This window comes from Spirosoma panaciterrae DSM 21099 (assembly GCF_000374025.1).
In the GTDB taxonomy this organism is placed as follows: domain Bacteria; phylum Bacteroidota; class Bacteroidia; order Cytophagales; family Spirosomataceae; genus Spirosoma; species Spirosoma panaciterrae.
The window spans coordinates 753879-779122 of sequence record NZ_KB893172.1 but is presented as its reverse complement, the minus strand read 5'-3'; the positions used below and the strand labels follow the sequence as shown (position 1 = coordinate 779122).

At 54.9% G+C, this 25244-nt stretch carries 17 protein-coding genes; 10 read left to right on the top strand and 7 right to left on the bottom strand.

Annotated elements, in window-relative coordinates; all coding sequences use genetic code 11:
- Positions 1-373 precede the first annotated feature (373 nt).
- Positions 374-1453: a sensor histidine kinase gene (locus tag B153_RS0103155; RefSeq protein WP_020595213.1), complete on the top strand. Its 1080-nt coding sequence runs from the start codon at positions 374-376 to the stop codon at positions 1451-1453.
- 93 nt (positions 1454-1546) lie between these two features.
- Positions 1547-1726 carry a hypothetical protein gene (locus tag B153_RS0103150; protein WP_020595212.1) on the top strand — a complete coding sequence of 60 codons (180 nt, stop codon included), beginning with the start codon at positions 1547-1549 and terminating at the stop codon, positions 1724-1726.
- A gap of 117 nt (positions 1727-1843) precedes the next feature.
- Here the strand turns inward: B153_RS0103150 and B153_RS0103145 are convergent, their stop codons facing one another.
- Complete coding sequence (locus B153_RS0103145) at positions 1844-2275, bottom strand: hypothetical protein (protein WP_020595211.1); 432 nt, start codon at positions 2273-2275, stop codon at positions 1844-1846.
- Complete coding sequence (locus B153_RS38170) at positions 2272-2508, bottom strand: hypothetical protein (protein WP_020595210.1); 237 nt, start codon at positions 2506-2508, stop codon at positions 2272-2274. The genes B153_RS0103145 and B153_RS38170 overlap by 4 nt, the downstream gene beginning before the upstream one ends.
- Before the next feature lie 351 nt (positions 2509-2859).
- Here B153_RS38170 and B153_RS0103135 point away from each other — a divergent pair, with 351 nt between their 5' ends.
- The 6 genes from B153_RS0103135 to B153_RS36460 all read left to right on the top strand — a co-directional run bounded on the left by B153_RS0103135 (position 2860) and on the right by B153_RS36460 (position 17058).
- A complete protein-coding gene (locus B153_RS0103135; protein ID WP_020595209.1) occupies positions 2860-4815 on the top strand; it encodes a helix-turn-helix domain-containing protein in 1956 nt (651 codons plus the stop codon).
- 146 nt (positions 4816-4961) lie between these two features.
- Entirely contained in the window at positions 4962-5384 is a 423-nt protein-coding gene (locus tag B153_RS0103130) for a nuclear transport factor 2 family protein (protein WP_020595208.1), read from the top strand.
- 66 nt (positions 5385-5450) lie between these two features.
- Positions 5451-8498 (top strand): hypothetical protein, encoded by a 3048-nt coding sequence (locus B153_RS38470; RefSeq protein ID WP_020595207.1) that lies wholly within the window; start codon positions 5451-5453, stop codon positions 8496-8498.
- Positions 8499-8659: 161 nt separating this feature from the next.
- Positions 8660-11080 (top strand): FG-GAP-like repeat-containing protein, encoded by a 2421-nt coding sequence (locus tag B153_RS38465; RefSeq protein ID WP_083928160.1) that lies wholly within the window; start codon positions 8660-8662, stop codon positions 11078-11080.
- A 109-nt stretch (positions 11081-11189) separates the two neighbouring features.
- Entirely contained in the window at positions 11190-11564 is a 375-nt protein-coding gene (locus tag B153_RS34545) for a LytTR family DNA-binding domain-containing protein (protein WP_020595206.1), read from the top strand.
- Between the two features lie 109 nt (positions 11565-11673).
- Entirely contained in the window at positions 11674-17058 is a 5385-nt protein-coding gene (locus B153_RS36460) for an FG-GAP-like repeat-containing protein (protein ID WP_051097204.1), read from the top strand.
- 255 nt (positions 17059-17313) lie between these two features.
- Here the strand turns inward: B153_RS36460 and B153_RS36455 are convergent, their stop codons facing one another.
- A complete protein-coding gene (locus B153_RS36455) occupies positions 17314-18060 on the bottom strand; it encodes a hypothetical protein (protein WP_020595205.1) in 747 nt (248 codons plus the stop codon).
- Between the two features lie 319 nt (positions 18061-18379).
- On the opposite strand from B153_RS36455, the gene B153_RS0103095 reads away from it, so the two are divergent.
- Complete coding sequence (locus B153_RS0103095) at positions 18380-19714, top strand: sensor histidine kinase (RefSeq protein ID WP_020595203.1); 1335 nt, start codon at positions 18380-18382, stop codon at positions 19712-19714.
- Between the two features lie 129 nt (positions 19715-19843).
- On the opposite strand, the gene B153_RS0103090 is transcribed toward B153_RS0103095, so the two are convergent.
- Both B153_RS0103090 and B153_RS0103085 read right to left on the bottom strand, forming a co-directional pair.
- Complete coding sequence (locus tag B153_RS0103090; protein ID WP_020595202.1) at positions 19844-20824, bottom strand: UDP-glucuronic acid decarboxylase family protein; 981 nt, start codon at positions 20822-20824, stop codon at positions 19844-19846.
- Between the two features lie 243 nt (positions 20825-21067).
- Positions 21068-22399 carry a UDP-glucose dehydrogenase family protein gene (locus B153_RS0103085; protein WP_020595201.1) on the bottom strand — a complete coding sequence of 444 codons (1332 nt, stop codon included), beginning with the start codon at positions 22397-22399 and terminating at the stop codon, positions 21068-21070.
- A 363-nt stretch (positions 22400-22762) separates the two neighbouring features.
- On the opposite strand from B153_RS0103085, the gene B153_RS0103080 reads away from it, so the two are divergent.
- The gene (locus B153_RS0103080; RefSeq protein ID WP_020595200.1) at positions 22763-23902 is read left to right on the top strand and encodes an acyl-CoA dehydrogenase family protein; all 1140 of its coding nucleotides are present in this window, start codon (positions 22763-22765) and stop codon (positions 23900-23902) included.
- An 83-nt stretch (positions 23903-23985) separates the two neighbouring features.
- On the opposite strand, the gene B153_RS0103075 is transcribed toward B153_RS0103080, so the two are convergent.
- Both B153_RS0103075 and pgeF read right to left on the bottom strand, forming a co-directional pair.
- A complete protein-coding gene (locus B153_RS0103075; protein ID WP_020595199.1) occupies positions 23986-24228 on the bottom strand; it encodes a GlsB/YeaQ/YmgE family stress response membrane protein in 243 nt (80 codons plus the stop codon).
- A gap of 51 nt (positions 24229-24279) precedes the next feature.
- Positions 24280-25068 (bottom strand): peptidoglycan editing factor PgeF, encoded by a 789-nt coding sequence (gene pgeF, locus B153_RS0103070; protein WP_020595198.1) that lies wholly within the window; start codon positions 25066-25068, stop codon positions 24280-24282.
- Positions 25069-25244: the final 176 nt, after the last annotated feature.

Here is a 25244-nt window from a genome sequence, read left to right as displayed (position 1 = left end):
AATTCACTATTTAAAGCTGTTACAGATGTATCATTGGCCATATGTCGTCCTACTATTGAAAAAGAGGTACATCAATCCTGATAACCCTCCAAAAGACAAAAATTAGGCCAAATGCACATTTCCCCATAAACCTCTGATACGCAACCCATTGCCACCACAAACCTTTCTTTTCTGATTGCCGGGCTATACTAGGTGCCAGTTTCTGCCACCAGCCTGCCGGACGAATTGACTCCAACAGCCTGCAAACGGTTCCTGCTTCGTTTTCAACGAGACAGCCCGTATAAACGACACTTCATGCTGAAACCGGGTGTCGTTCTCAAAAAATAGTCTCTATTTGCAAGCCTAACCATCCGATCTGGTTAGTCAGTTGATCATGATTCAGTCCGTTGCGGCTATATATCGTCGTTTACCGCACATTCGTCCCCAGACGCAATGGCATTTTCTGCTGTTATTCCCCTGGTTCATTCCTCTGCTGACCTACTGGGTCATCGGGGAGCAATACTGGTCTGACCTAAGGACGTTTATTACGGCTACGGCCCTCAATCTGACCATTGCAGGCACCTGTCTGTTTACGCTGGATCAGCTTACTCAGCGCGTAATTCGTCGGTATCCCGATCTGGATCAAACCTGGCAGCGAGTCTGGCGCTTGTTAACGGCTTTTATGCTGGTAACCCCCTGTTTTGTTTTTGGTACGATTGGCCTTTACGGCCATTTTCACCTGTTTGGCTACACCTACGATGCTACCGTGTTACCGATTAGCCGAATCGCTCTGATCAACATCCTGGCCAATCTGTTGTCGGTAAGTATTGACGAAAGCACCTATTCACTGAAAAAATGGCGGGAGAATACATTCGAAAAGGAACAGTTGAAGAAAATCAATATTCAGAGTCAGTTGGAAAGCCTGAAGAGCCAGGTAAATCCTCATTTTCTGTTCAATAGCCTGAATACCCTGTCGTCGCTGATTGACGACGATCCCGAAAAAGCGGAAGAATTTGTTGATCAGATGGCGAATGTATATCGGTATCTGCTCCAGACCAACGCTGGTTCACTAACGACGCTGCAAACGGAACTGGCGTTTATTCAGTCCTACTTCCACCTGCTCAAAACCCGCTACGGAGCCGGTATTTTTTTAAGCATCGATGTCGCTGCCCAATACACCAGCTTTATGCTTCCTCCGCTTACGCTGCAGATGCTGGTCGAAAATGCCGTCAAACACAATGTGATTCTGGCCAGTAAACCCTTGGCCATCAGCATCAAAACCACCGATGATGGGCAACTTCTGGTTTTGAACAACCTTCAGCGAAAAACCGGCCGGGTACTCTCCAATCAGGTTGGCCTGTCGAACATAACCGCCAAATACCGGCTCCTTACGCACACCTCCCCCGTTGTTTCCGACGATGGCCATTACTTCATGGTGCGTCTGCCCCTACTCAGCCCGGCAAGAACGGTCTAGCCTGACCGGAACCTTACCGAATTATCCCTGATGCCCACCCAACAAAACCGTTTGAAGTGGGTTATCCCGTACACAACAAAACAACCATGAAGTATGCCAAGAGGAGACAAATCGGCTTATACCGACAAGCAAAAACGGCAGGCCGAACACATCGAAGAAGGGTATGAAGATCGGGGCGTATCGCCCGAAGAAGCCGAACGCCGGGCCTGGGCAACAGTCAACAAAACATCGGGCGGAGGCAAGAAAAGCGGATCAGGACGCGGCCATCACTAAACGGCTTTCAAACAGTACCTTTTTATGAAACCAACAACCAGAAAAGCCCCGGCTATCGACTTGCCGGGGCTTTTGCCACTACTACCTTAACGTCCGATGTGGATAGGGTCTTACTGATTATTTCGTTGCCGAGATGGTAAACACTTCACCCGTGCCATCTTCACCTTCCACACTCAGTTTATTTCCGTTTATCTTGGCAATCACGTTGTTGTTGTACTGTAACTCGACGGTTCCGCCATTTTCTACAACCGACACATTGCTGGCGGCATCATCGGCGTATACCGCATTGTTCGATTTCAGCAGCAGGTTCATTTTGATCGATACCGTCGTGGCTGACTGGCGGGTTACGGCAATCGTCCCTTTCAGATTGGTTTCGCTGGCCGGATAGGTTTGTCCACCGGTCGTCAATTCAGAGAAGGTATACGTACCGGCTACGCGAGCACCCAGATCAGGGTTGAGATCGGTACCCGATTTTTTACAGGCCGATAAAGAAGCGACAAACAGAATCGCCAGAATCGTAAAGAAGCGGAAAGAGAATCGTGTGTTCATAGTATTTGTTGTTTTTGGTTATAAGAGGCTTTTATGTGCCGGTTGCTGCCGGTTTGATGATACAAAGGTGGCCGATGGGTAGCGCCTGCCGAAGTAGCTTGTGCATCAACTGTAAAAAGAGGAGTCTCAACAGGAAAAACGGCCGAATGAAGCGAACGAAGAGCAACCGCTTGCTTTTTCAATTTCAGATCGGCAACAGCCAATGCCGGATACGCAACCCGACGCCAAAGCATACGTAACCGAATAACGTATTTTTGAAAATTGCCCCCATAAATTTGTCAACGTCTGTTCGTGTTTCAGCTATAAATCATTAACTTTCCTGACCCGAAAATGAACAGACATTAATTGATAGTGCGTACAACTCGTTTCTACACCGCTTTCCAACATCTTCAACCATTCATTAGCCAATATCTGGCCGATCCTGTCTTTTCGCGGGATCACTTTCTTCCGTCAGTGAGCCGAAGTCGTTCAGTCATAAATCGAGCGACGAAGCACCAGACTGACCTTTCCCACTGGTTCATGGCGCTGCTGGGAACCAATACAGGCAGGTTTGCTGAAACGAACGACCAACGCTGAGCCTGCTTATGAATACTACTGGCTCCGACCTGCTTGATGAACTCAACAAGCTGATTGATCAGCGACTCGAAGATCCGTCATTCTCCCTGGAGACTATTTGTCAGCATCTGGGGGTGAGTCGTTCGCAACTTTACCGGATCATCAAAGATGAGACGCAACTCTCCACGACGCGCTATTTACGAAAACGCAGACTATTAAAAACCAGAGAATTACTCCTCGAAACCGACCTGCGTATTTCGGAAATCTGCGACCGCGTCGGCCTCACAAGTCCACAGAACCTGAGCACCTATTTTGCCGAAGAGTTTGGGCTCTCCCCTACCGAATTCCGAAAAAACCATCGTCCCGAAGCCGCTGAGTTCCTAACGGCTCCTACCGACGTCCCTGCGCCCGATTCGCCCGTACCGACGCTGCCAGACGCTACCCAGGCCCCCATGGGTCGGATCAGAAGCCCCCGCTGGAAGCTATGGCTGGGCGCTGGACTGGGTTTGCTCATCCTGATTGTGCTGGGCATTTACGGACTGAAGCAGACTGACCCAACACCCCTCTCTGAAGGCCCGGCCATCAACTCACTGGCCCTGCTGCCGTTTGTGAACCTGGGCGATGCCGAAAGCGGCCCAGCCTGCGAAGGCGTTATGGACGAAATTTATGCCTCCGTGGCCTTGCTGAAAAACCTGACTGTAATTGCCCGATCTTCGTCGGATCAATACCGTAACACCCCAAAAACGGGCTGGCAGATTGGCGACGAGCTTCACGTGGCCCATTTACTGAAAGGAAGTGTGCTGAAAACGGGCCGTCAACTCCAGGTAAAACTCGAACTCGTTGGCACTCAGGACGACATCCGGGAGTGGCAGAAGGTGTATAAGGGCGACTATGCCACGCTGTTTTCGATGACCGATCAGATGGTGCGGGACGTGACCGCCCAACTGAACCAGCTAGTTGGTTCAGCCCGGCCTCCATCGGTTGGGGCCTCCTCTGCCGACTCGCTGACTGGAAGTGTTGCGCTGGCCCGCCAACCGGCCCGAACCCGCAATCTGGCGGCCTATAACCTGTTTTTGCAGGGCCGTCAGTTGGTAGTCGAACGCACCCATTCGGGGCTGACCCAAAGCCTCAAACGCTTTGATGAAGCCCTGCAACTGGACTCGACCTTTGCCGAGGCTTATGCCTACAAAGCCACCGCCTATATGTTGCTGTGGGTTCTGAACTATGCCGATGCCAAAGCTACGTATGGCCCCGCCGAGCAGGCTGCCCTGACGGCCATTCGGCTCGACCCTTCCAACAGCACCGCTTACGGAGCCCTGGGGTCACTCTATCACAACAGCTACCAGTGGAAAGCCGCCGAAAATGCCTTTCGGATCGGGCTTCAGCATAGCCCCAACGACGCCCAGCTTTTATACTGGTACGGTTTGCTACTGCGGTCGGTAGGTCGCCTGCCCGAAGCCGTGCGCTATAGCCAGCGGGCCATTGAACTGGACCCCTTGTACCCGGTTATGCTAACAGGCCATATCATCAATTGTGTTTTTCTGGGGGATAAAGCCAAAGCGCAGGCGGCTATACGCAGTGGCGAAGGCTTCTTCGACAAAGCCTTTATCTATTACCTGGGTAAAGGGTACTATTACCTCGGTCAGGGCGATTACAGCCAGGCCTATGCCAACTTCAACACCCTGCACCAGCTTAATCCGGCCTACAAAAACTACGAATCCGCAGCTATGTTTTGCCAGGCCCGGCAAGGCAAGCGCACCGAGGCCCTGGCCTGGTTAACCCATCTTCCCAACACACCCCGCGCCGATTATGACCGGGCGGTCGTGTTTGCCGGTCTGGCCGAGAAGGATAGCTGCCTGCACTACCTCAAAAAAGCCGCCGACGGAGGCTTCTATCACCGGGACATGAAACTGAGTCCACTCTTTAAACCCTACCGAAATCACCCCATCTTCCGGGCTATCCTGCACCAGTACCAACTCAACTAAGCAGTCTATTTGGTACACAAATGCACCAATACACGAAGTTTTTTTCGGGTATGCACCAATACTAAACGTTTTTGAACGAATAGCTAACGCCTTTTTTTTCTCCCCCCCCGAATTTGGCAGCACCCAATTAGCCCATCGTTGCTGCCATGTCACTTCGCTTTTTGACTCCCTTTTTACTAGCTCTGGGGCTAACGGCCTGTGGTGAGTTAGCCCCGCCCGACCTGCGCCGGGCACAGACCATTAACCTCCAGCTCACCCGCTCCGTACACGCCTGCATCAACCGGCAAGACTGGCCGAGTCTGGATAAACTCTTTGCCCCCCGGATACGCTACCGGGGCCGGGCGCTGGGGGCCGCCGAACAGGAAATGCCCCGCTCCAACTTTCTCACTCAGTACCGTCAGGTATTACGGATCAACCAACCGGGTCAATTTACCCTGCGGCAACTCTATTCGGCCGGGGCCTACCATGTGGTTGTCGAAGGGTTGACCACCAAGCCTGATACGGCTTATCCCATTTGCCTGATCTATACCATCGAACACCACCAGATCAGCCGGGTGTGTGCTTACTAAACGGACCCGCGTTCACGACTGATTTTACTCTTATTTCTAATTACTTACCAATTCCCAACTACTCGCATGAACACGTTACAATCGGTTTGTCAAAGAGCCCTGTTTTGTCTGGCCTTCTGCCTACTTGGTTTCTTTTTTTCGACGCGCACGGCCCGAAGTCAGGTCCTGCAACTAACAGCTACCACGACCAGCCAGACGGGTACTGTCGGCAGCTATACCGTCCCTTCTGGTGGGCTATACAAGTATCGTATCACCGCCAAAGGTGCTCAGGGTGGAAACTCATTTTCGTATAGTGGTGGTAAGGGAGCAACTATGCAGGGGGATTTTGTGTTGCAATCGGACCAGATAATCCAGGCTAATGCAGGGGCACCAGGAGGGAATACTAAGGCTCTATATTCAATGGGAGGAGGAGGAGGAGGAGGGTCTGGTGCTAAACTACAAGATGGTGCTGTACTGCTGGTTGCTGGTGCTGGTGGAGGAGCTGGGAGGTCTATTGGTGGCAGTGGCACTGTAAGTAATAACGGTAGTGGTGGAGGAAGTGGGTTTGCTCCTGGTGGGGGTGGGTTTAGTGGCAGTGGTAGTGGTTATGATAGTCCTGGAGGAGGGGGTGGTTTTAATGGCTTTGGTGGTAGTGGTGTTGGTAGTGGTGGCGGTAATGGGGGGGGTGGTTTTGGTGGTGGTGGTGGTGGCGATAGCGATAGAGGAGGTGGTGGCGGTGGGGGCTATAGTGGTGGTACCGGTGGCGGTTATGGTAGTAGCGGTAATGGGGGTGGCTCCATCAACTACGGCACCAATCAGGCTAACACGGGCGGAGCTAATGATGCCGGAGGGCAGGTTCTGATCGAACTCATCGGTCCAGCAGCCGCTTTTGCCCCCACCCTCACCGCTACCCAGCCCGCCTGTGGTTCCTTCACCGGTAGGCTCAGCATCGATCTGACGGGCGATTTCAATAACAGCACTAATAGTGTGGAGTACGCGATCGTGACGGGTGATTCGTTCAGTGGTAGCCCAGCCTTTACTACCATCACTTCCGAACCTCTTGCCGTCACCAGTGGTACCGGCATCTCGGCCGCTCCCGGTGGCAGCACCTACACCGTTCGGGTTCGGCTTATCTACAACCCCACTATTTTCTACGACTATACGTATATACTAACTCCTCCGCCCACTCGCCTGTACGTAAACGCCAATGCCAGTGGCAACAATACCGGCCTGAGCTGGAACAACGCCTTCACCGACCTGCAAAGTGCCCTCAGATACACCAACAACCAATGCCTGACCGAAATCTGGGTGGCCCAGGGCATCTACAAACCGGATAGTTTCTTCCGGATGCTAAACGGGGTGGCCATCTACGGCGGATTTGGCGGCTATGAAAACAACCTCTCCGACCGACCCAATGTCAACCCGGTGAGCGGAAGCCCGGCCAACTCGACGCTTGTGGGCGCCACTGGCTCCATCATCTTTAACTCCGATGGCACTACCAGCTCCGCCGTCCTGGATGGATTCGTCATTACTGGTGGAAAGGCTACTTTCGGGGGCGCCATGTACAATCAAGCCACTGCCGCCGGACAGGTCTGTAGCCCCACCATCCGCAACTGTGCCTTTCTGAATAACTCAGCCGATCAGGGTGGGGCCATCCACAATTACGGCTCAGGCAACAGTAGTCCCACCCTGGTCAATTGTCTGTTTCAGAACAACTCGGCCTCGAACCAGGGCGGGGCCATCTATAATCTTGGTTTGGGCAACAGCAGTCCCTCACTCATCAACTGCCTGTTTCTTAGCAACTCGGCCTCCGAACAAGGCGGGGCTATCTACAATAATGGGGCTCTAGGCACTAGCAGCCCTACCCTGACCAACTGTAGCTTCGTGGCTAATTCCGCCAAGGGGGGCGGGGCCATCTATAATTTTGGCACCAGCGGCAACAGCAGTCCCCTACTGACCAACTGCTCGTTTCTCCAAAACGCAAGCACCAGCGACGGGGGAGCGATCGTGAATTATGGCCTGGCAGGCAAAAGCAGCCCGGTGCTGACCAACTGCTCGTTTCTGTCCAATTCGGCCACGAGCCAGGGGGGCGCCCTGATCACCTATGGCACTGCAGGGGTAGCGACCCCCAGCCTGACCAACTGTGTGCTATTTGGCAATGGCGGCAGCAAGTCGATCTACAATGAGAGCGGCTCCCTGACGGCCAGCTACAGTCTGTTGGACAACACGGTCACCGGCTACAGCAATGGGGGCAATAATCTCACCACCACCACCTCGCCCTTTGCCTCCACCACCAGCGTGGCCCTGAGTGCCTGCTCACCCGCCATCGATGCGGGGCTCAACTCGGCCAGTGGCCTGAGCGGAATCACCACCGACCTGGACGGCAAGCCCCGCTTTTACAACAATGGTCGCATCGACATGGGGGCGGTGGAATTTCAGGGGGCCCCCTTCGCCGTGTCGGCGGGCTCATCCCTACCCCAGGCCAATGTGGGGGTGACCGTGAGCCTGACGGCCAGTGGAGCCACATCCTACCAGTGGACAGCCCCAGCCACCGCACCCCTCACCGGCCCCGCCAACGCGTCGATCACTTCATCCAGCCTCACCACCGCTGGTCTCCAGACCTTTACCGTCGTGGGTACCTCGGGCGTCTGCTCCCAGACCGCCCTCGTCAGCCTCACCGCCCTGACCGGACCCGACCTCTCCCCCCTGCTCCAACTGCCCAGCGGGGGCTTCGCTCCCAATCAGACCAAAGCCCTGCTCGTCCAGATCCAGGAAGTCAATGGGGGCACGGCCAGCGGTCCCATCCTGATCACCATCACCGTGCCCAGTGGCTACTCCATCAGCTTCGACAACACCCTGACCAGCATCGANCTNGGGGGNAGCCCCACCCCCGTGCTCAACGCCAAATGGCAGATCAGCAGCTCGGNGGGCAGCCAGCAGNTGCGGCTGAGTCTGACNAGTGGGGAGTCGGTGAGCCCCCATTCGACGATGAATCTGGGGGTGTGGGTCAGTCGNACCACGGCCAATACGGGCAGTTTTTCCAACATCACGGTGAATGTGGCNGATGACAGCAGTGGCAGCTATGATGTGAACCGACTCAACAACATCTACGCCCGCATCATCAACGGCCTGTAAGCCAGCGGGAGGGGTCGCAGACGATGGGATCCTGGCTTGTAGATCCTAAACCGTACGCTTCGGGTATGCACCCCTACCAAACGCTTTTGACCCAATAGCTAACGCCTTTCCTGGTGGCTGCGGCCAATTTAGTGGCATCCAATAAGCCCCTTGTTACGACCATGTCTTCTCAGTGTTCAACGCGCTTGTCAACCGTATCCAATCCATCTTATCTGCTTATGTTCTTTCAACGCTTTACTTCCATCCTCCCATCGACTCAGGCCCAGCCGTGGACGACTCCCGGGCCGCTTTCTAATGACCGATCCGCCCTGGCCCGCTGGCTGGGCAGCCTTTTACTGGTACTAGCCCTGGTGATACTGGCGGTTCCAACCGCAAGGGGCCAATGTTTCACCACCGCCACCAATTTCGCGGTAGGCGACAGGCCTTATTCGGTAGCGGTGGGGGATTTCAACGCCGACGGCAAGCCCGACCTGGCCGTCGCTAATCGGGAATCCAACACCGTTTCGGTGCTGCTGGGTCAGGGTAACGGGAGCTTTGCTACCGCCACCAACTTCGACGTAGGTAGTAAGCCGCATTCGGTAGCGGTGGGGGATTTCAACGCCGATGGCAAACCCGACCTGGCCGTCGCCAATAATATTTCCTCTACCGTTTCGGTGCTACTGGGCCAGGGTAACGGGAGCTTTGCGGCTGCCACCAACTTTTCGGTGGGCAGTGGTCCTCAATCGGTAGCGGTGGGGGATTTCAACGCCGACGGCAAGCCCGACCTGGCCACTGCTAATCAGTCTTCTAGCAATGTCTCGGTGCTGCTGGGTCAGGGTAACGGGAGCTTTGCGGCCGCCACCAACTTTTTGGTGGACAGCAGTAGGCCTAATTCAGTAGCGGTGGGGGATTTCAACGCCGACGGCAAGGCAGACCTGGCCACCGCTAATTACGGCTCCAACGACGTCTCGGTGCTGCTGGGCCAGGGCAACGGCAGCTTTGCGGCCGCCACCAAATTCACGGTGGGCAGTTTTCCTTATTCAGTAGCGGTGGGGGATTTCAATGCCGACGGCAAGCCCGACCTGGCCGTCGCTAATATTTTTTCCAGCAAGGTTTCGGTGATACTGGGCCAGGGTAACGGGAGCTTTGGGGCTGCCACCAATTTCGCGGTGGGCAATACTCCTGAATCGGTAGCGGTGGGGGATTTCAACGCCGACGGCAAGCCCGATCTGGCCGTCGCTAATTACGGTTCCAATAACGTCTCGGTGCTGCTGGGCCAGGGCAACGGCAGCTTTGCGGCCGCCACCAACTTCGACGTAGACAGTGGTCCTTCTTCGGTAGCAGTGGGCGACTTCAACGCCGATGGCCAGCCCGATCTGGCCACCGCTAATAACGTTTCCGATAATGTCTCGGTGCTGACCAACACGCTGGTGTCGGTGGTAAGCCAGCCCCCCAGCAGCTCAGCGGTCTGCGTAGGCAGTCCCGTCAGTGCGTCCGTCAGCGTATCGGGATCCGTCACCAGCTATCAGTGGTACAAAGATGGCGCCGTGCTCGCCAGCCAGACCTCGGCCACTCTGAGCTTATCGGCCGTCCAGACCACCGATCAGGGCAGCTACTCCGTGGTGGTCACCGGAGCCTGCAACAGCCTGACCAGCACGACCTTCAGCCTGACCGTCAGCTCACCCCCTTCGGTGAGCCTGACCAACAATGGCCCCCTCACCTGTAGCCAGCCCTCGATCACCCTCTCCGCTACCCCTGGAGCCGCCACCTACCAGTTTGGATCAGGCGCTACTCAGCAGGGAGGCAACGCAGGCAACTCCGCCACCGTAGCCACACCAGGCATCTACTCCCTGACCGCTCTCAGCAGCAGCGGCTGTTCGGCCACGGCCGCCACCACCGTCACCTCCACGGCCAACCTCTCCCTCGCAGCCGGGGCCTCCCTGCCCCAGGCCAATGTGGGAGTCACCCTCAGCCTGACGGCCTCTGGGGCCACCGCCTACCAGTGGACTGCCCCCTCCTCCGCACCCCTCACCGGCCCCGCCAACGCAGCCATCACCTCGGCCAGCCTCACCACCGCGGGCATCCAGACCTTTACCGTGGTGGGTACCTCGGGCGTCTGCTCCCAGACTGCCCTCGTCAGCCTCACCGCCCTGACCGGACCCGACCTATCCCCCCTGCTCCAACTGCCCAGCGGGGGCTTCGCCACCGACCAGACCAAAGCCCTGCTCGTTCAGATCCAGGAAGTCAATGGGGGCACGGCCAGCGGCCCCATCCTGATCACCATCACCGTGCCCAGTGGCTACTCCATCAGCTTCGACAACACCCTGACCAGCATCGANCTGGGGGGAAGCCCCACCCCCGTGCTCAACGCCAAATGGCAGATCAGCAGCTCGGCGGGCCCCCAGCAGCTGCGGCTGAGTCTGATTAGTGGGGAGTCGGTGAGCCCCCATTCGACGATGAATCTGGGGGTGTGGGTCAGTCGCACCACGGCCAATACGGGCAGTTTTTCCAACATCACCGTGAATGTGGCTGATGACAGCGGGGGCAGCTATGATGTGAACCGACTCAACAACATCTACGCCCGCATCATCAACGGACTCTAACTACCGATGTACCTATACCCCTGCCTGCTACCAACCGCCCAGCCGATCATGGTAGCAGGCAACCCGTACCCAGCCCATGACCTGCACAACCCGTCTTAACGCTTAAGCGATGAAACCCAATGTATACCGCTCCGCCAAAGGAGCCCAGTTCCGAACCGCGCCCGCTAAAATTCTGTACCTGATGGGCGACATTAACTATTGCCGGATTTATCTCAACAACGGCCAAACGGTGCTTATGTCGCGTACCCTCAAATGGTACGCAGCCCGCTTGCCGGGCTTCACCCGCATTCATAAGCGCGCCCTGATCAACCCCACCTATGCCCGCGCTCTGCAGCTATCGGTGCCCGTCAGCCGCTATGGCTATGTGTGCATGGACGATCAGGCGGTGCTGCCCATTGCCCGTCGTCGGCTCGCCCTAATTCAGCAAGAGTTGGCGCATCTGCCCGTCCAGAAACTAGCCTATCGCTTGACCACCAATCGCTAAGCCCCGCTTTTCACCGAACCCATACACTCATAACCTGCCCCACCAACCCGACCTCTTTCCTACTGACTATATCCTTTAATCAACCGGACCCAATCCATCTCGTCTGCTTATGTTCTTTCAACGCTTTCCTTCCATGATCCCATCGGCTCAGGCCCAGCCGTGGACGACTCCCGGGCCGCTTTCTTATGGCCGATCCCCTCTGGCCCATTGGCTGGGTAGCCTTTTGTTGGTATTAGCCCTGGGGATGCTGGCGGTTCCGGCCGCCCAAGCCCAATGTTTCGCTCCTTCTACTACCCTGACGGTGGGAAGTAATGCTTATTCAGTAGCGGTGGGGGATTTCAACGCCGACGGCAAGCCCGACCTGGCCGTTGCTAATTCTGGTTCCAACAATGTCTCGGTGCTGCTAGGCCAGGGCAACGGCAGCTTTGCCGTCGCCACCAACTTCGCGGTGGGCACGAGGCCTAGTTCGGTAGCGGTGGGGGATTTCAACGCCGACGGCAAGCCCGACCTGGCCACCGTTAATAACGGTTCCGACAACGTCTCGGTGCTGCTAGGCCAGGGTAACGGCAGCTTTGCGGCCGCCACCAACTTCGCCGTAAGCAATCTACCTCAATCGGTAGCGGTGGGCGATTTTAACGCCGACGGCAAGCCCGACCTGGCCACTGCTAATCAGTCTTCTAGCAATGTCTCGGTGTTGCTGGGTCAGGGTAACGGTAGCTTTGCGGCCGCCACCAACTTTTTGGTGGACAGCAGTATTCCTCGTTCGGTAGCGGTGGGGGATTTCAACGCCGACGGCAAGGCAGACCTGGCCACCGCGAATTACGGTTCCAACGACGTCTCGGTGCTGCTGGGCCAGGGTAACGGCAGCTTTGCGGCCGCCACCAAATTCACGGTGGGCAGTTTTCCTTATTCAGTAGTGGTGGGGGATTTCAATGCCGACGGCAAGCCGGATCTGGCCGTCGCTAATTACTTTTCCAGCAAGGTTTCGGTGATACTGGGCCAGGGCAACGGGAGCTTTGCGGCCGCCACCAATTTCGCGGTGGGCAATACTCCTTCTTCGGTAGCGGTGGGGGATTTCAACGCCGACGGCAAGCCCGATCTAGCCACCGCGAATAACGGTTCCAATAACGTCTCGGTGCTGCTGGGCCAGGGCAACGGGAGCTTTGCGGCCGCCACCAACTTCGCCGTAGGCAATCTACCTCAATCGGTAGCGGTGGGCGACTTCAACGCCGACGGCCAGCCCGATCTGGCCACCGCTAATCTTCTCTCCAGCAACGTTTCGGTGCTGATTAACACGCTGGTGTCGGTGGTAAGCCAGCCCCCCAGCAGCTCAGCGGTCTGCGTAGGCAGCCCCGTCAGTGCGTCCGTCAGCGTATCGGGATCTGTCAGTAGCTATCAGTGGTACAAAGATGGCGCCGTGCTCGCCAGCCAGACCTCGGCCACCCTGAGCTTATCGGCCGCTCAGACCACCGATCAGGGCAGCTACTCCCTGGTGGTCACCGGAGCCTGCAACAGTCTGACCAGTACGGCCTTCAGCCTGACCGTCAACGTTCCAGCAAGTGCCACTATCGCTTATGCAGGTTCACCGTTCTTTACCAACCATGGGCCCGTAGCGGTTACCCAGACGGGTACCGCTAGCGGCACCTATACCGCCAGTCCGTCCGGCTTGAGCCTCAATGCGAATACAGGCCAGATCACGCCCACCAGCAGTACACCTGGTAATTATACAGTCACCTACACCCTCCCTGCCGTGGAGGGATGCCCACAGTTTACCACGACAGCTAGTGTCAGAATTCAGCAGCAACTACCTGATTCCGATGGCGATGGAGTTCCTGATGCGTCTGATAACTGTCCGTCCGTTGCCAACCCATTGCAGGAAGACGCTGATGGAGATGGGGTTGGGGATGTCTGCGATAACTGTCCTTCAGTTGCCAATCGCAATCAGGCGGATTCCGATCATGATGGCATCGGTGATGTTTGTGATCTATGTCCTAATGGCCCGGTTTCGTTGACCATTGGAACCATACCTGCCATTTGTGCCAGTACCAGGGTAACCATACCCTATAGCAATGCCCAGCAAAGCCCCAATCAATACTCGGTTCGGGTAGGCTCAAGTCAGGCCATGCCGAATTTTGTAGCTATTACCAATGCCACATTGGGACCAAACTCGTTTTCTATCAGCATCCCGGCCAATACCAGTCCGGGTACCTATAATTTTATATTGACGGTTCAGAACGGCAGTTGTACATCGGCTGATTTGCCCTTTTCGCTGACGATAAATGCATCGGTAGGGAGCATCGTCCAGCCTATTTCAGGTACGACTGTGTGCGTGGGCGGAGCCGCCACCGCCAGTATCAGCGTATCGGGCAGCGTCAGTAGCTATCAGTGGTACAAAGATGGCGCTTTAGTGAGCGGTCAGACCTCAGCCACCCTGAGCTTATCGGCCGCTCAGACCACCGATCAGGGCAGCTACTCCGTGGTGGTCACCGGAGCCTGCAACAGCCTGACCAGTACAGCCTTCAGCCTAACGGTCAGCTCGCCCCCCTCGGTGAGCCTGACCAACAATGGCCCCCTCACCTGTAGCCAGCCCTCGGTCACCCTCTCCGCTACCCCTGGAGCCGCCACCTACCAGTTTGGACCAGGCGCTTCTCAGCAGGGAGGCAACTCAGGCAACTCCGCCACGGTCAACACACCGGGCATCTACTCCCTGACCGCTCTCAGCAGCAGCGGCTGTTCGGCCCTGGCCTCCACCACCGTCACCAGCGACACGGACCCGCCCTCGGCCAACATCAGCCCCAGTTCAGCCATACTGACCTGTGCCACGCCCAGTGTGAGCCTGACAGCGACGGGTACTGGCACCTACCGATGGGAGGATAACTCCAGTAATGCCGTGCGTACGGTGAGCAGTCCGGGAACTTACTCGGTGAGGGTGACGGGCAGCAACGGCTGTACGGCTACGGCCAGCACCACTGTTAGCAGCAACACCGATCTGACTCCCCCTACCTTACGGGCCAGCGCCACATCCAGCGTCAACCAGCCCATCTCCGTGACGGCCAGTGGCTGCTCAGGCACCCTCAACTGGAATATCCAGGGCGGCAGTGGCTCGGCCAGTGGGACGGTCTATACCCTCTCGGCGGTGGGCAGCTATACCCTGGCCGCCAGTTGCACCCTCAACAGTTGCACCAGCCCCGCCAGCAGCCCACTCAGCCTGACCATTCTGGCTCCGGCTGCGGTGAGCGGCACCAAAACCGTTTTGGGCGAGTTCACCCCCGGCAGCCTCGTCACCTACACCCTGACCCTGAACAACACCGGGGCAAGTACCCAGAACGACAACCCCGGCGATGAACTGACCGACACCCTGCCAGCCTCGCTCAGCCTGCTTTCGGCCAGTGCCACCAGCGGCAGTGTCCAGCCTACTCCCACCACCAACACGGTCACCTGGAACGGTAGCCTGGGGCCCGGCGGCTCGGTCTCCATTACCATCACTGCCCGTATTCTTACCGGTACGGCTGGCCAAACCGTCTCCAATCAGGCCCGCATCGCTTACGACAGCGACGGCAACAATACCAACGACGCTTCGGCCAAAACCGATGATCCGGGGGTGGGAGGCAGCGCCGATGCCACGAGTTTCGTGGTGGGTTGCCCCCCGCTGTCGGTGAGTCTTGGGCAAAACGGACCCTTGACCTGCACCCAGACCAGTGTTACCCTGACGGCCAGCTCAGGGGGCGATACATACCAGTTCAGTGCAGGAGCTAGTCAGCCTGGGGGTAGTTCAGCTAACGCGGCTACGGTCAGCAGTCCGGGGGTCTACACCGTCACACTCATCACCAGTAGCGGCTGTTCGGCTACGGCCAGCACCACTGTTAGCAGCAACACCGAGCTGACTCCCCCTACCTTACGGGCCAGCGCCACATCCAGCGTCAACCAGCCCATCTCCGTGACGGCCACCGGCTGCTCGGGCACCCTCAACTGGAATATCCAGGGCGGCAGTGGCTCGGCCAGTGGGGCGGTCTATACCCTCTCGGCAGTGGGCAGCTATACCCTGGCCGTCAGTTGCACCCTCAACAGTTGCACCAGCCCCGCCAGCAGCCCACTCAGCCTGACCATTCTGGCTCCCTCACCCACCTTTGCCATTACCGGCGTCAATCTGATCAGTTGCCAACCCACCCCTAACGGGCAGCGGATGATCACATTCAACCCTGTGTACAGTGGACTCACTGGCGAAAAGATCGTGCTGGCCATCGCCTACGACAACTTTATCTCCCTTCAGCCCGGGCCCTACACCCTGACGGTGCCCACCACCCAGCCCATCCTGACGCTCATCGCTCAGCAGGGTGGCAAGACGGCCTTCTTCAACTACCGCTGGCTGGAGGCCTGCCAGGCTGGACCCTCCAACCAGCCGCCCACCACCACGGGCATTTCCCCCCAGAACGCCCTGAAAGGGCAAGCCTATACCCTGAGTCTGACCAGCTACTTCGCCGACCCCCAAGCCCAGCCGCTTTCCTTTCAGAGTTCACCCCTGCCAGCGGGCCTGAGCCGCACGGGTGGGGTCATCAGTGGGGTGCCCTCCATGACAGGCAGCTTCCCCCTGTCGGTGACGGCCAGCGATCCCCAGGGCCAGTGGGTCAGCAGCAGCTTTGTTCTCACCATCACCGATCCGACCCAGCCCAACCGGGCTCCCACCACCACCGGCATTGGCTCTCGCACAGTCGTGGTGGGGCAGCCATTCAGCTTAGGGCTGCCCCCCTACTTTGCCGACCCGGATGGGGAGTCGCTGGTGTATCGGGTGGCGGGTTTGCCTGCCACCCTGAGCCTGACGGGCGGGATCATCAGCGGGGTGCCCTCCACCACGGGCAGCTATCCGGTGAGCGTGACGGCAGTGGACCCCGGTGGCTTGTTTGTGGTGACGGGTTTCGGGCTGACGGTTCGCAGCACCGCGCCGGTGACTCAGCCCTTTGCCCTGGTGAGTGTGAGCACCCAGGGGTGTCAGAATCTGGGGGGTACCCAGCGCCGGGTGACATTCCTACCCCAGTATACGGGGCTCACCGGGGAGGGGATCGTGCTGGCCATGACCAACGGCTACATCACCAGTCAGGCGGGCCCCTACAGTCAGGTTCTCTCGACGGATCAGCCCTTGCTAACCCTGATTGCCAGGCAGGGAAGTGTGACCTCGGTTTACAATTACAACTGGGTCTCGGCCTGTAGTGGAGGGGGGCGAGTTGGGGCCCTGGACGCGGGGGACGGCCTGCAGGTGCTGGTGCTGGGCAACCCGGTGGAGAGCGATCAGGTGGCGTTGCAGATCCGGGGCATTAGCGGTAGCTGGGTAGCGGTCGTTCTGCTGGACACGCAGGGTAAAACGCACCACCAGCAACGCCTGGACAATCCCAATCCAGTCGAACAGCTACGGGTGGACTTGCCAGCGGGCAAAGGCTTACAGTTGATTCAGGTGCGCACCCCTACCCAGCACCAGACCGTCAAAGTGATCCGAAACTAAAGCCTGTCCATCGTATCTGCCGACAAGGGGAGCGGGTTACCAGACCCCTGATCAGGCATCTGGTAAGCCGCTCCCCTTGTCGTTCCAGCTTCTATCGGCCCGTGGTGAAGCTGGAGGTCCGCCGGGTTGGGCGGATTACGGTCGTCTCCATACCCAGCAATCGGGAGCGCTGGGCGCTGAAAATTGTGCGAAGTTGTCGTGTTGTTGTCATGGTCTTTGTTGTTTTTGGTTTTTAGAGGAAGGTAAACGAAGTGATTAAAATTTAGCGGTTAAGCCCAGTTTTACAGCTGATACACCATAACCGACTTCAGCAAATGCACCAACTTTGGGGCTGAACATAAAGCGGGAACCCAAATGCAGGCCTACCCAAACGCCACTGTTGTAGCCGCCATAGTAATAGTAATCGGAGTAGCCTGAACCCGCATACCGGAATCCGAGCGATGCGCCAATATACGGATCGAAGCTGCTGGACTGTACATTCAGGGCTTCGCCGAGGTGATACGACCCACGGGCCCCGAAATACACGAAGTTATACCCGCTGGAGTAGTAGTAATTGTAGTGGTAGTAATCGATGGAGCCGCCAATCGAAAAGTTGTTTTTCACATCGGCTTCAACCGATACGCCCACCGGAAAACCACCCCCGTAGTAGGTTGCCAGTCCGAGCCCCAGGTTCACATACACGTTCTTGTGTCCACGTGAGTAGGTGGTGCGGGGTCGTACCGGAGCCGAGTGCGCTACGGGTTGGGGGCGTGTTTCGGCGGGTCGAGCGACCGGGGCTTCCTGTGCAGGGGCAGCCGCCTGTACGGGTTGTTGCTGGGGGCGGGCCGTTGCCGGGGCAGCGGCTGGCCGGGTTGCCGGGCTGCTGGCTGGGCGGCTGGCCGACGAATACGGACGCGCTGCCGGTTTGGTAGCTGTACGGCGAACGGGCTGCTGAGCCAGTACCGAAGAAGCCGAAAGGAGAATAGCCAGGGCCAGGCTGGCCAATTGAGTAGTCGTTTTCATGAGTCGTTGTTGTTTATGATTTTCTCTGAGGAACGATACAAACCTACAACCGCCCACCCCTGCCTGCCAGCGTCTACTGCCTGAACTGCGAAAAGAGCCCCCTGAACTGTACCGGAAGGTCTTTGAAGCGGTCTCGCTCCCGATGTGTTTATGCCGAAGCGGTTCGGCCTTTTGCCCGCAAAACAGGCAACCATTCATCGTAGCGTTTGGGCATATTTAGCCCTCTTCTTGTGCCTGCAACCGATCAATAGTTGAGATTAAATGAATACAGGTTGGTTTTCGTATCTTTGTTTACCCTCTTGAGAACCAACTAGAATCAATGACATACGAAGCCTGGTCTCCGCTCTTTCTGGGCATGGTACTCGCCATGCTTTTGGCCAATTCGGTGCAATGGTTTATGTACCGGGAGCGTATCTACGGCATTTATTCGGTATACACGCTGATCTGGGCAGTCTACTTCACCATCAACCACTTCTCGCTGCCGTACAATATTTCCAACTTTTATAAGCTGATTCTCTCCTACTCTGGCTACATCCTTTACCTGGAGTTGGCTAAGATCTTTCTCAATCTGAAAGATCGGCCTAAATTTCTCCGGTGGGTTGTGGTTGTTCAGGGAATGCTGGTGGCCTACTGCGTCGTAAAAACCTACATTTATCTGTTTACGAATTTCTGGCAGACCAAACTTCATACGATTCTGCTTCAGCCCGTTCGCTTTGCCCTGCTATCGGTTGGCGCGTATATCGTGTACTCGTTTTTCCGGTCAAAAGATGTTGTGGCCCGTTTTTTTGTAGCCGGTACGGCTTCTCTCCTGGTGAACCACGCCATTACAACGTTGTTGCTGATCCGTTCGCCCAATATTAGTGTCGACCTGCCCTTCTGGCAACATCCTGATCTGTTTATTCAGACGGGCGTTGTGCTTGATTTAATCTTTTTTTCGTTAGGGATTTCGTATCGGCACCGACGGGAAGCCGTCAATAAAGCCGTTCTGGAAAAAGATCTGGAACGAGAGCGGGAACAACACCACCGCGAATTTCTGGAGGCCGACCTGGCGCTGCGGAAAATGCAGCAGGAAAAAACGGAGATGCAAATGCGGGCTCTGCAAAGCCAGATCAACCCGCACTTTCTGTTCAATGGGCTCAATACACTTTCTTCGCTGATCGATGAAAACCCGGGTCAGGCGGGTGAATTTGTCGATGAACTTTCGAAGGTATATCGCTATTTATTGCGCAGTAACGAGGCTGAACTGACTACGCTGGGCGTTGAACTGAGTTTTATCAACTCGTATTTCCACCTGCTCAAAACGCGGTTTGGCGGTTCTGTGCATCTGGATGTTGCGATTCAGGAAACGTACAATGACGCCCTGCTCCCTCCTCTTACGTTACAGCTCTTGGTCGAAAACGCGGTCAAGCATAATGTTGTGCTTCGCCAAACACCCCTGCATATCCGCATCCGCACAACCACAGACCAACAACTGATCGTAGAAAACACGTTGCAACGGAAAACCATCCGGGTCGAATCGAACGGGGTGGGTCTGTCCAATATTGCCGATAAGTATAAGCTACTAAACCAGCCTGCGCCACGCATTGAAGAGCAGAATGGCTGGTTTCGGGTTACACTCCCGTTGCTGATGCCGCAATCCGTTATCGAATCCTGAAAAAAAAACCTGCGCGCAAAGGCCCGCAGGTTTTTATTAGACAGCTAAAGGTGTACTGCCAAAGCAGTTACTCAAGTAAAAGTACGTATTTTTTCCTGGACTGCCAAAGAATCATCGGCGCCCTGCGGTTTACTTCTTCACAAACTCACGGTGGTATGCAGCCCGGTATAATTCTTCTTCGGGCAGGCTTTTGAAATAATCGTATGTAATACGTAACCCCTCTGCCCGTGACACCTTTGGCTCCCATCCCAGAATGGCTTTTGCCTTGGTAATATCGGGCTGGCGCTGCTTCGGATCATCTTTCGGTAAGTCTTTAAAGATGAGTTGCTGGTTGGTTCCGGTTAGCTTGATAATTTCCTCGCCAAACTCCCGGATGGTAATTTCGGAGGGGTTTCCGATGTTGACCGGATAGGCATAGTCGCTCAGCAGCAATCGGTAAATTCCTTCGACCAGATCATCAACATAGCAGAAGGAACGCGTCTGACTACCATCGCCGAAAACGGTCAGATCTTCCCCGCGCAATGCCTGCCCGATAAATGCCGGTAACACCCGCCCGTCGTTCAGGCGCATACGTGGCCCATAGGTGTTGAAAATCCGAACAATACGGGTTTCCAGTCCGTGGTATGTATGGTAAGCCATGGTCATGGCTTCCTGAAACCGCTTCGCTTCGTCGTACACCCCCCGAGGACCGACCGGGTTCACATTACCCCAGTATTCTTCATTCTGGGGGTGCACCGTAGGGTCGCCGTAAACTTCCGAAGTGGAGGCAATCAGCACCCGGGCATTTTTTACCCGCGCCAACCCTAAACAGTTGTGAATACCCAGCGATCCCACTTTCAGGGTCTGAATGGGAATTTTAAGGTAATCAATGGGGCTGGCTGGCGAAGCAAAATGCAGAATGTAGTCCAGTTGACCCGGTACGTGGATGAACTTGGATACATCGTGGTGATAGAACTCGAAATTGGGCAGGTGAAACAGATGCTCGATGTTGCGGATGTCCCCGGTGATGAGGTTATCCATGGCAATCACATGATAGCCTTCCTTAATAAACCGATCGCAAAGGTGCGATCCCAGAAATCCGGCCCCGCCGGTGATCAGTACACGCTTCATTAAAGTTTGGTTTGTGAAATGAGTGGATAGATCCATATCGGCAGATTTCCCGCAGACGCTGATTTACCAGCACACAACTACTTTAAACTCGTATGTTAAAAACTCAGACTACGTAAAACGGAAATACCCAATTGATCCCCAACGACACGCGTTTGGTCCAAATTGTGGTACAAAAATAGAATACATCGCATACGATTGAGTACAAATACTACCGTATGCGATGTATAAATAATGAAATAGTCGTTAAACCTTCTGCTCGACCGGCGCCAGGATCGGCTCGCGCCCTACGGAATAATAGGTGTAATTCTGCTCCCGAATCTGGTCAAGCTCATACACGTTCCGTCCGTCGAAAATCACTTTATTTTTCAGAAGCAGGTTCATCTTCTCGAAATCGGGGGTGCGGAACAGCGGCCATTCGGTAATAATGACGAGCGCATCGGCATCGTCGAGGGCCGCGTATTGGGTATGTGCATAGGTAACCGCATTACCGATCTGCTCGCGGACGTTGTCCATTGCTTCAGGGTCATACACCGTAACTTTAGCCCCTGCCTCCAGCAAAGCCCGAATGTTATCCAGCGCGGGCGCTTCCCGAATATCATCGGTATACGGTTTGAAGGCCAGCCCCCAAACGGCAATGGTCTTTCCTTTCAGATCCCCACCAAAGTGATTCAGAATGAGCGGCACTAACTTCGTTTTCTGTAGGTAGTTCACCTCCATAACCGATTTCAACACCTTGAAATCGTAGTCGAAATCCTTAGCGGTTTTGGCCAGTGCCTGCACATCTTTAGGGAAGCAGCTACCGCCATAACCGATACCGGCAAACAGGAAGCGCTTACCAATCCGGCTGTCGGTACCGATGCCTCGACGAATATCATCGACATTGGCCCCGGCCCGTTCGCACAGGTTCGCAATTTCATTCATGAAGGTAATTTTCGTAGCCAGAAACGCGTTGGCCGCGTATTTGGTCATTTCGGCCGACCGCTCGTCCATAAAAATAACGGGGTTGCCCTGACGCACCAGAGGTGCATACAGCTTATTCATGACCGCTTTCGCCCGCTCCGATTTCGTACCGATCACGACCCGATCGGGCTTCATAAAGTCTTCTACGGCAACGCCTTCCCGCAGGAATTCGGGGTTCGAAACGACATCGAAATCAACCTTGGCGTTATCGGCAATATGAGCGTGCACTTTCTCGGCTGTTCCTACGGGTACCGTACTCTTATCAACAATAACCGCATATTGACTCAGGATTGGCCCTAAATCGCTGGCCACTTTCAGAATATACTTCAGATCGGCCGAACCATCTTCGCCCGGAGGGGTTGGCAGCGCCAGGAAGATCACTTCAGCCCCTTTTATGCCTTCTTCCAGGTCCGTAGTGAACGACAGGCGTCCTTCTTCAACGTTGCGGTGAAATAACGTTTCCAAGCCCGGTTCATAAATAGGGACAATGCCGTTATTCAACTTCTCGACTTTTCTACTATCAATGTCAACACAAGTAACCTGATTGCCGGTTTCAGCAAAACATGTTCCGGTAACAAGACCTACGTATCCGGTTCCTACAACTGCTAATTTCATAAAGTATAGTTAGCTAATTTTTGACAATGCTTTATAGACGTTTTGTTGATGTCTGTTGTCACAAAAATAGGAGTTTTTCAATAACTGACCCTACTCTTTGCCTAATAGTGATTAATCGGCAAATCAGCGACCCAGAACCAACGGCCTCCCAAAGGCTCATTTCTTGAATTGTCAATTTGACACTATAAAAAAATAAAAAGTATCCATTAGTATACGAATATATGTTTTCATAAATCAATTTACGTAAAAATAAAGAATATATAACTATAAGGTAACATATAGGGTAATTCTTAAAAAGACTTGGAATTGTGCCATATTGTCCCTAAATTTCTACTTAATCGCTTCATCAGGCGACTTTTATTTATGACGAACGAAATTGTAGAAAATCAAGAATTAATATCCCAATCCATCCGTGAACTGAGCGAGCGACTTATTCGCCCCAACAGTCGCCAGTGGGACGAAGATCAGCATTTTCCGGCCGATCTGTTTCGTCAACTGGGCGATCAGGGACTCATGGGCATGCTGGTGCCCGAGTTATACGGTGGAGCCGGACTGGGCTATCGTGACTATGTAACGGCCATTGTTGAGCTATCGCGTGTCGATGGAGCCGTTGGGTTATCGATGGCTGCTCACAACTCGCTGTGCACGAATCATATCCTGTTGTTTGGCAACGAAACCCAGAAACAAACTTATCTACCTCGTCTGGCCACCGGCGAATGGCTTGGTGCCTGGGGGCTAACCGAACCCAATACGGGTTCTGATGCGGCCAATATGCGCACAACGGCCGTCCAGGATGGCGATCATTGGATACTGAACGGGGCCAAAAACTTTATCACGCACGGCAAAAGCAGTGATGTCGCCGTAGTGATAGCGCGTACAGGTTCGCCAAATACCCAGCATAATGCAACAGCCTTTGTGGTAGAGCGAGGTACGCCCGGTTTTTCGGGTGGTCGTAAAGAGGATAAGCTGGGCATGCGTGCTTCCGAAACCGCCGAGATGCTGTTTGAGGATTGCCGCATTCCCGACAGTCAGCGGCTAGGCGACGTAGGCGACGGGTTTGTTCAGTCGCTGAAAGTGCTGGATGGTGGCCGAATTTCCATTGCAGCGCTGAGTTTGGGAATTGCTATAGGTGCCTACGAAGCAGCGCTGACCTATGCCAAAGAGCGCGAACAATTTGGGCAACCCATTGCTAATTTTCAGGGAATAAGTTTTAAACTGGCTGATATGGCTACCGACATCGAAGCGGCCAAATTACTCACCTATCAGGCTGCCGATCTGAAAGATTCCGGAAAACCCGTCACCAAAGAGTCGGCTATGGCCAAGCTATTTGCGTCGGAAACGGCCGTACGGGTGGCCAACGAAGCCGTACAGATTTTTGGTGGGTATGGTTATACAAAAGATTTTCCGGTGGAGAAATTTTACCGGGATGCCAAACTATGCACCATTGGCGAAGGTACCAGCGAAATACAAAAAATCGTGATTTCGAGGCAGATCCTAAAATAAGGAAAGGGAGAAGGGACGAACGGAGAAAGGCATGCAGTAGCAAAATCCTTTTTGTGTTCGTCCCTTCTCCCTTTTCCGTCTATCTAGACCGTACTGCTCCGGCCCTTAATCAAGGCAGCAATACCCAGAATAATCACAGCGCCTACGAAGGCCGTCAGAATCTGATCGATAATACCACCATCGCGGCCAAATATCCAGCCACCGACAAATCCCCCGGCGATACCGAGCAGGATTTCAGCAAATAATGAAAACGAAAACCGTCTGAACACGAGGTCGGCCAGCCACCCGGCTACCGCACCGACTAAAATTGACACTAAGATTCCCATGACTTTTATCGTTGAGTGAACACTAGTAGTTTGTAAAAACAGCTATATAACTCACCCCTCAACAATTTGTTCATATTTCAACCCAATCACGGCCAGCATTCGGCCAGTAGTACCGTTTTCGACCCGGTAAGAAAAGTAATCCCGATTGTCGATAACAGTTGAGAATGAGGATGTTTCGACCTGTTTTTCCGGGACACCGAAATTGACCAGTAAGTGTGCATTGGCCTTTTTCAGATCGATAAAACTTTTTCCGGTATTCGCGTCTTCCCGCTTGAACGCTGACTCAAACTGTTCAGCTACTTCCGGACCGACTTCAAAGGAACATTCGTCGATGCATGTTCCGATATAGGCAAAACAATCAGTGGCTCTGGTCCCAAACTGGTCCTGCATACGGGTCAGGGTTCTGGATACAATTTTTCCTGCCGTACCGCGCCACCCTGCATGAACAGCCGCAACAGCCTTCTGCCTGGCATCGTAAATCAGAATAGGTACACAATCGGCAACGGTTACGCCAACCAGAAGCCCTGGCTTATTCGTGATGAGGGCATCATAGCCTTCGTATCGTCCGGCCTCAGTAGCATACAGGATTTCTGTGCCATGTACCTGATACGACGACGCAAATGGATAGGTACTGGCCCCAATTGCAGCGAAGAAACGGCGTCGGTTTTCTTCCACATTGGCGGGTTCATCGGCGGTATTGATGCCCAGGTTGAGCGACGAAAAGGGAGCCGGACTAACACCCCCATGCCGGGTACTTTCGGCAGCAATGAGGTCTTCAAATCCGGTAAATAAAGCAGGTACGCGGCAGGGAGCTTCAGAATTCAAGAGTGATGAGGCCATATACAAACAGATTGCCAAACAAAATTGCAAGCTAACCACCAGCAATCCAACAGGGCCGTTTGCTCAATGCCCCCCATTTTCCAACCACTCATCCAATCGGGCAACCGTTCCAGTAGTTTGCATTACATAGTACCATCCACAGCCTATATCTTTGTTTCACCAATCGGGAATAACCC